7 protein-coding genes are annotated in these 6,913 nt (G+C 68.0%); 4 read left to right on the forward strand and 3 right to left on the reverse strand.

The annotated features are described in order from the left end of the window. Positions 1–9: 9 nt before the first annotated feature. Positions 10–657, reverse strand: coding sequence for a hypothetical protein (locus tag Q0654_RS10150; RefSeq protein WP_298853396.1), 648 nt, complete (start codon positions 655–657; stop codon positions 10–12). A gap of 90 nt (positions 658–747) precedes the next feature. After that, on the reverse strand, positions 748–1,230 hold the full coding sequence (locus Q0654_RS10155; RefSeq protein WP_298853398.1) for a putative toxin-antitoxin system toxin component, PIN family: 483 nt from the start codon (positions 1,228–1,230) through the stop codon (positions 748–750). Positions 1,231–1,609: 379 nt separating this feature from the next. On the opposite strand from Q0654_RS10155, the gene Q0654_RS10160 reads away from it, so the two are divergent. Then, positions 1,610–2,005: a DUF1801 domain-containing protein gene (locus tag Q0654_RS10160; protein ID WP_298853399.1), complete on the forward strand. Its 396-nt coding sequence runs from the start codon at positions 1,610–1,612 to the stop codon at positions 2,003–2,005. A 33-nt stretch (positions 2,006–2,038) separates the two neighbouring features. Here Q0654_RS10160 and Q0654_RS10165 read toward each other — a convergent pair whose 3' ends face one another. Next, the gene (locus tag Q0654_RS10165; protein ID WP_298853400.1) at positions 2,039–3,022 is read right to left on the reverse strand and encodes a hypothetical protein; all 984 of its coding nucleotides are present in this window, start codon (positions 3,020–3,022) and stop codon (positions 2,039–2,041) included. A gap of 70 nt (positions 3,023–3,092) precedes the next feature. Here Q0654_RS10165 and purT point away from each other — a divergent pair, with 70 nt between their 5' ends. The 3 genes from purT to Q0654_RS10180 all read left to right on the forward strand — a co-directional run bounded on the left by purT (position 3,093) and on the right by Q0654_RS10180 (position 6,899). Next, positions 3,093–4,283, forward strand: a complete 1,191-nt coding sequence (purT, locus tag Q0654_RS10170; protein ID WP_298853401.1) for a formate-dependent phosphoribosylglycinamide formyltransferase — start codon at positions 3,093–3,095, stop codon at positions 4,281–4,283. A 329-nt stretch (positions 4,284–4,612) separates the two neighbouring features. Beyond that, the gene (locus Q0654_RS10175) at positions 4,613–5,419 is read left to right on the forward strand and encodes a M48 family metallopeptidase (protein ID WP_298853403.1); all 807 of its coding nucleotides are present in this window, start codon (positions 4,613–4,615) and stop codon (positions 5,417–5,419) included. A gap of 454 nt (positions 5,420–5,873) precedes the next feature. Beyond that, a complete protein-coding gene (locus Q0654_RS10180; RefSeq protein ID WP_298853404.1) occupies positions 5,874–6,899 on the forward strand; it encodes a hypothetical protein in 1,026 nt (341 codons plus the stop codon). The last annotated feature ends 14 nt before the right edge of the window (positions 6,900–6,913 follow it).

The following is a 6,913-nucleotide window of genomic DNA, read 5'->3' on the forward strand; positions in this document are numbered from 1 at the left end:
AAGCAAGGTTTACTTGCGACGCATCAGCACGCCCGCGCCGAGCGCACCCAGCACCAGCGCCAGCAGGGCGAGGCCGCTCGGGCCAAGGCTGGGAATCACTGCGGGACGCGGCACCGGCGGCGGGAAGCCACCGCCCGGCGGGTTGGCGCCGGTGATGGCGTAGGTGTAGGGGCCGCAGACCACGCCCGGGGCGTTGGCAACACCGGACACCACCATCACCAGGTCGGTATTGGCCGGCGCCGCGAACGTCTCGTTGAACGCCTGCGAGGAACCGAAGCTCCAGACGTAGCCGCTGCAGATGTTGGCGGGGTTGAAGGTGCCGGTATGGAAGGTCACGAAGACGTTGGTATCACAAGTGCCCGGATCGAAGTTCGCGGTGATGCTGCCGCTCGCGTCCGAGCGCATCGGGATCGCCTGGTACTGGAAATCGCCGCTGCTGAACGTCGAGCAGGCATCGCCCGGGGTGCCCGAGCGGAAGAAGCGCGGGCTCATCGTGGATTCGCTGCCGAGCATCGAGCCGGTGCCCGAAACCGCGCGGGGCTGGCTGAAATCCGGGGCCCGCGAGCTGGCCGTGACGCCCGTGTCGTTGGCCGGTCCAGCCGAATGCGCTGAGGCGGCGAGCAGGAGCCCGAGGCTCAGGTACTTCGCAAATTTCATGGGTGCAATCCTTGGTGTCGGGGCGATAGCGGCTCTGCGGCCGCGCGGGTGACGCCGGCGGAGTGTGATGAACGCGCCGCGGTCCGACTGTCACGATTTGTTGATCTGCGGCCGCCCGTCGCTTGCATTTTCTGGCGCCAGATTTATGGCGCCTTTCCGGGGCAAGGCCTCAGGCCTTGCGATCGCGAACAGCCCTTGCCGCCGGCAGCGCCGGTCCAGTTCCAGCAGCGCCTTGTCGCGGCTGAGCAGGCAGTCCGCGTCGCCCTCCCACGCGAGCTCGATGAACTTCTGATCGTCGCGATCGCGGCAGCGGGGCAGGGCGGGACCCGCTGCCGTGCGTGCCCCGGTGACCCATTCGCACAGCGCGCGCTGCTGCAGCGCGAGCTGCGACTGTCGTGCGGGATCCATGCGCAGCGCCGGGTAGGCGAGCACGCGCAGCCACTCCGCGTGGCAGTCCTCGCGCAGCAGAATGCAAACCTCGGCGGCATCCACGGCCTGCCGGAGTGGCGCGCAGCGGGGATCCTCGAACAGCAGCAGGTCGAGCCAGACATTGGTGTCGAGCACCAGACGCATCGAGGTAGGACGCCGCAGTGGGAGAGGCGCAAGTGTGCCGCTTTCAAGGAAGCACAGGCCAGGCCGCGCACGCGTCGGCGTGGCCTCGCCAAGCCCGGCTGTGTGTAGAAACGAGCGTGCTGGCAATCCGGCCTTCATGTGGAGCGAAGGCTGCGGTCGCCTGCAGGCACGTGCCTGCAACGATCAGGGCCAGTGCCTGGCAGTCGACGTGGTCAGCTCTGCGAATCCACCACCGACTGCGCCGCGCTGAGACGCGATCCAGTTGCGAGTACAGCCAAGCCGGGATCTTGCGCAGCTGGGGCAGGGCAGGCAGCCTGACTCAAGACCCAGCCATGCGCCATCCGCGTGCATCGCACCCCACCCTCCATGGAGAAGGGCCATGGCCCGCACTGCCGATGCCTCAGTCGATGCGCTGCTGAATGCGCTGGACCATCCACGGCGCGATGCCATCGATCGCTATCGCCGCCTCCTGCTCGACGCCGCCCCCGGCGTGCTCGAGAGCTGGAAATGGAACGCGCCGAACTATGCGCTGGCAGGCGATTTCGCCACCTTCCGCCTGCAGCCGCGGCAGGCCTTCCAGCTGATCCTGCATGCGGGTAGCGGCAAGGGTGGACTTGCCCGGATGCCGCCACTGTCGGCAGCGCCAGGGCTGCTGAGCTGGCCGGCCAGCGATCGCTGCGTGCTCGCACTGGATCGGCTGCCCGAGGGCGCTGAGGGCGAGCGCGTCCTCTCCGAGCTGGTGCGCCATTGGCTGCGGGCGCTCGGACGCGTCTGAGCCATCGCCTCGCTGCGCAAAGCCCGCTGCGGCTCAGCGCTCCGGTGGCGGCAGCGGCAGCTCGATCAGGGGCGCCGGCAGGCGCTCGCTGCTGATCCACAGGCTGCGGCCGCTCGTATCGAAGGCGATCGCCTCGGCCTGGGCCAGCCAGCCGAACTGCAGCGGCTGGCCAGGGCGCGCCAGCGCCTGCGCCCAGCCTTCGCCGATGTCCCGCCGATACAGATAGGCGCGGCGGTAGTTGAGCACCGCCAGCATGCGGCCGTCGGCTGACAGATCGGCGCCGGTGATCTGCGCGCGGTAGCGGCCGAAGCGCGGGTTGCCGGCCAGTTCCGCCGGGCTGGGCTGCTCGATCCCGCTGAGGCTGCCGACCCGCCGCGCTTCGATGACGCCCGTCCGCGCACGCAGCGGGGCGACCAGCAGCTCGGCCGGCACCCGCTTCTTGGTGATGAACAGCACCTGCTCGGCCTCGGTGTCGACCGCCACCGCCTCGACATCGCGCGGGCCATCGGGCCAGCGCAGGCGCTGCACCCAGGCCGGGGCCACCCGGGCGTCTTCGAGACGCTCGGGCTCGGCCAGCACCACGACCTCGACCTCGCTGCGGCGGCCGCCGTTGTCGCCGGTGTCGGCGATCAGCAGATAGGCCACGCCGTCCAGCTCGAAAGCCGCGATGTCCTCGAAATCGCGCGCGGCCACGCCGTCGATGTCCAGCGTGGCGTGATGGCGACCCTGCGTATCGATGGCATGCACCTGCGCCGGGTAGCCGCTGTCGTTGTGGACCCACAGCAGCCCGGCGTGACGACGCGAAGCGGCGATGCCGCTGATCTCGCGCAGGCGCGGCTCGCGGATCAGCCCGGCAATGCGCGGTGCGGCCGCGCTTTCGGGCGATGGTGGCGCCGTGTCCTGCGCCGGCACTGCGCTTGATAGCGCCAGCAGAGCCAGCGCCAGCAGGCTGCCGCGCCAGGCGCGGGGCCTCGCGCCGGGCCGGGCGGGGCGTGGGAAGGGACCGTCCGTAGTCATGGCGCCGAAGTGTGCCAGAGGGGCCGCGGCTACACTGTGCGCATTCCTGAATCTGCCCGGAGTCGTCCCGATGCACGCTGCGATCCGCCTTGGAACACCGCTGTCGACTGGCGCTACCCGCGTGCTCATGCTGGGCTCGGGTGAGCTCGGCAAGGAGGTGGTGATCGAGCTGCAGCGGCTGGGCGTCGAGGTCATCGCCGCCGACCGCTATGCCAATGCCCCGGCCATGCAGGTCGCGCATCGCAGCCACGTGATGGACATGCTCGATCCGGTCGCCCTGCGCGCCTTGATCGCGAAAGAGCAGCCGCATCTGGTGGTGCCCGAGATCGAGGCCATCCACACCCAGACGCTCGTCGAACTGGAAGCCGAAGGCCTGCCCGTGATTCCCACCGCCCGCGCCGCGCGCCTGACCATGGACCGCGAGGGCATCCGTCGCCTCGCCGCCGAGGAGCTTGGCCTGCCGACCTCGCCCTACCGTTTCGTCGATACTGAAGCCGAGTTCCGCGCGGCCGTCGCCGCGATCGGCCTGCCCTGCGTGGTCAAACCGCTGATGTCGTCCTCGGGCAAGGGCCAGAGCACCTTGCGCCGCGAAGCCGATCTCGGCCCCGCCTGGGCCTATGCGCAGGAAGGCGGGCGCGCCGGCGCCGGCCGCTGCATCGTCGAGGGTTTCATCGACTTCGAGTACGAGATCACCCTGCTGACCGTGCGCCACCGCGATGGCACGTGCTTCTGCGCGCCGATCGGCCATCTGCAGATCGACGGCGACTACCGCGAGAGCTGGCAGCCGCAGCCGATGCCGGCAGCCGCGCTCGCGCGCTCGCAGGACATCGCCCGCGCGATTACCGATGCGCTCGGCGGCTGGGGCCTGTTCGGCGTCGAACTGTTCGTGCGCGGCGATGAGGTCTGGTTCTCCGAAGTCTCGCCGCGCCCGCACGACACCGGCCTCGTCACCCTGATCTCGCAGGAGCAGAGCGAGTTCGCCCTGCATGCGCGCGCCATTCTCGGCTTGCCGATTCCTTCCATTGACGAGCTCGGACCCTCGGCTTCGGTCGCCCTGCTCGCGGAAGGCCACGGCGTGCCCGAGTTCAGCGGCCTCGACGCCGCGCTGGCCGAACCGCAGACCGGCCTGCGCCTGTTCGGCAAGCCGCGCGTCGCCGGCAAGCGGCGTGTGGGCGTGGCGCTGGCGCGGGGCGGCGATGTGGACGACGCGCGGGCGCGGGCGCGAGCGGTGGCTGCGGCGCTGACCGTTCGCCTCGTCTAGCCCTTCGCCGAGCGCAACGCGCCCCACTCCTTGAATAGGGTGGGCCCCGGCCCACCATAAGCCCCATCCCCGCGACATCCCGCGCTTATGGCCCCAGCCGAAGCGCAACGCGCCAACACGCTTGGCATCGCTCCATAGGGTGGGCCCTGGCCCACCATAGGCTTCACCCCCGCGACACACCGCTCCGTTCGCCGAGTGCAGCGTCCCCGACATCGCGCCTGCCGCCGAGCCCGAACACGCTCCGCGCTTGGGCGATCTTCGTGAAGCCGCTACAGTTCAAGCCCGATGAATCCCAAGGCCGAACGCCCGGCTGCCCAAGGAGAACGCCCATGTCCCTGCGCCTGCTCGCCCTCGCCGCCATCGCCCTGCTGATGAGCGCCTGCGCCACCACACCCGACGGCCGCAGCCAGGTGATGATGGTCTCCGATGCCCAGGTCAACCAGATGGGCATCACCGCCTTCGAGCAGATGAAGGCCAACGACAAGACCAGCACCGTGCCCGCGCGCAGCGCCTATGCGCAGTGCATCGTCGATGCGCTTGTTCGTGAACTGCCGCCCGAATGGCAGCGCCTGCCCTGGGAAGCCCAGGCCTTCGCCATCGCCGAGCCCAATGCCTTCGCGCTGCCGGGCGGCAAGGTCGGCGTCAACACCGGCCTGCTGCGCGTGGCCGACACGCCCGACAAGCTGGCCGCGGTGCTTGGCCACGAGATTGGCCACGTCGTCTACCGCCACGCCGGCGAACGCATCAGCCAGCAGCAGCTGGCCCAGACCGGCGTGGCCCTCGCCGGCGCCTACGCCGGCCGCAACGCCTCGCCGGAGCAGGTCAACCTGGCCATGGCCGCGCTGGGCGCCGGCGCCCAGGTCGGCGTGCTGCTGCCGTTCTCGCGCAAGCATGAAACCGAAGCCGACGTGTACGGCCAACGCCTGATGGCCCAGGCCGGCTTCGACCCGCAGGCCGCCGTCGAACTCTGGCAGGCCATGCAGAGCGCCACCGGCAGCGAAGGTCGCCCCCCGCGCTTCCTGTCCACGCATCCGGATCCCGAGGGTCGTATCCGGGCACTGAGCGAAGCGGCGCCCGGGCTGCGTGTGGTGTACGAGGAAGCGAGGAGGGCGGGGAAGCGGCCGGGGTGTGGGTGAGGGGCCGAGTCATGGCAGTCCCCGGCCTGAACTGTCATTGATGGCTTGATAGGCTCAGCGGCGCTTTTCTGACCATTCGGAGGGCGCATCACCAAGCGGCTGGGTCTTGGGTGCGCGAGACTCTCAAGGCGCAAGCTGCCCAGGCGTCGCGCTCGGAGCGCGTGCGTCATCCGCGAAAAGTCTGAAGTTTTTATCGCTGATCCATCCTGCAATAACTGACAGCTTGACACTGCGAAGTATTCTTGGTGCGAAACATGAACTTTAAGCTGCAGTTGCAAGCGGCAATATCGCTCAACTAGTCTCTCCCCGCCCACGAGCGCCCGCTCACTGCTTTGCGCGCGTACGCAACCAGCGTTCCTTCCTCACAGCGACTAGCTCATCGTCGTTGGCTGATCTCTCCAATTTCTAAAGATGGTGATCTATGCGTTTGCGTAGCCGATGGCTGAGCTTGTGGTTGTTCCTGAGTCTGCTCGCACCTACCGTCCTGCTCGGCAACGCCGCGGACAGCGACGACCTGGTAGAGGGCTCGGAGGCGATGCGGGCGCTACTGTCCACCGCGCGCGAGCCCTGGGAGGACTACGACAAGTTTCTGCAGTCGCGGCAAGCCCTGACCTCCCATGGACCAGAGCTGTTTGGCGACAACGTCAATCTGTACAACGGAGCCTTGTCTTTCTCTGTCACAGACATTGATCTGCCGGGGAACTCGGGGATTCCGGTTTCGCTGACCCGCACTTTCAGCGTAGGCGCGTATCCGATCGGCAAGCCCATGGATGGCGCATTCGGTGACTGGGACATTGATTTGCCGCGGATTGAGGGCGTTTACGGCCCTACCTGGACCGCGAATCGTTGTTCACAGCCCAACCCCGGCTTTGTCGTGGTGCCTGGTGGTGCTGGTTACCCGAGCAGAGAGTATTGGCAGGGTTTGCAGGCGCAGATGCCCGGCGGCGGCGAGCTGCTTGTGGCCGATACCGGCTCGCCGCGACCAAACACTGGTGATGACTGGCTTTACGTAACTCCAGCATTCACCTATGTGCGCTGCGTTCCTCTGCCGGCGGGCTCTAACGCGACTGGGGAGGGCTTCGAGGCAATCACTGCAGACGGTACTCGCTATACTTTTTCGCATATGGCGCAGACCTTCGAGACGCCCCTGGCGCGCCCGATAAACGTCAATTCAACGCTTACGGGTAGCTTGGTTCGGAAGCGCAACGTCATGTATGTCACGCGCATTCGGGACAGATTTGATCATTCGGTCGAGTTCGAGTATGACTCGCAGCAGGGCCCCACCAGCCCGGTGCGCTTGAAGTCGATTACCGCGAGCGACGGCCGCCATATCAGCGTGACCTACACAGACGGCCGCATCACCTCGGCCTCGGCCCATGGGCGCAGCTGGATCTACGGTTACGATACGCAGGCCGCACAGGCTGGGTCCCTAAACAGCGTTAGGGACCCTCTGATTTATCCCTCGCGCCCGCTACCATAGCGCACCCTCCGCAG

Origin of the sequence: uncultured Aquimonas sp. (assembly GCF_937888285.1) — a bacterium.
GTDB lineage: Bacteria > Pseudomonadota > Gammaproteobacteria > Xanthomonadales > Xanthomonadaceae > Aquimonas.

Excerpts from the sequence above, each read along its gene's own strand:
- Q0654_RS10150 (WP_298853396.1), bottom strand. The coding sequence starts at position 657 with ATGAAATTTGCGAAGTACCTGAGCCTCGGGCTCCTGCTCGCCGCCTCA.
- Q0654_RS10155 (WP_298853398.1), bottom strand. The coding sequence starts at position 1,230 with ATGCGTCTGGTGCTCGACACCAATGTCTGGCTCGACCTGCTGCTGTTC.
- Q0654_RS10160 (WP_298853399.1), top strand. The coding sequence starts at position 1,610 with ATGGCCCGCACTGCCGATGCCTCAGTCGATGCGCTGCTGAATGCGCTG.
- Q0654_RS10165 (WP_298853400.1), bottom strand. The coding sequence starts at position 3,022 with ATGACTACGGACGGTCCCTTCCCACGCCCCGCCCGGCCCGGCGCGAGG.
- purT (WP_298853401.1), top strand. The coding sequence starts at position 3,093 with ATGCACGCTGCGATCCGCCTTGGAACACCGCTGTCGACTGGCGCTACC.
- Q0654_RS10175 (WP_298853403.1), top strand. The coding sequence starts at position 4,613 with ATGTCCCTGCGCCTGCTCGCCCTCGCCGCCATCGCCCTGCTGATGAGC.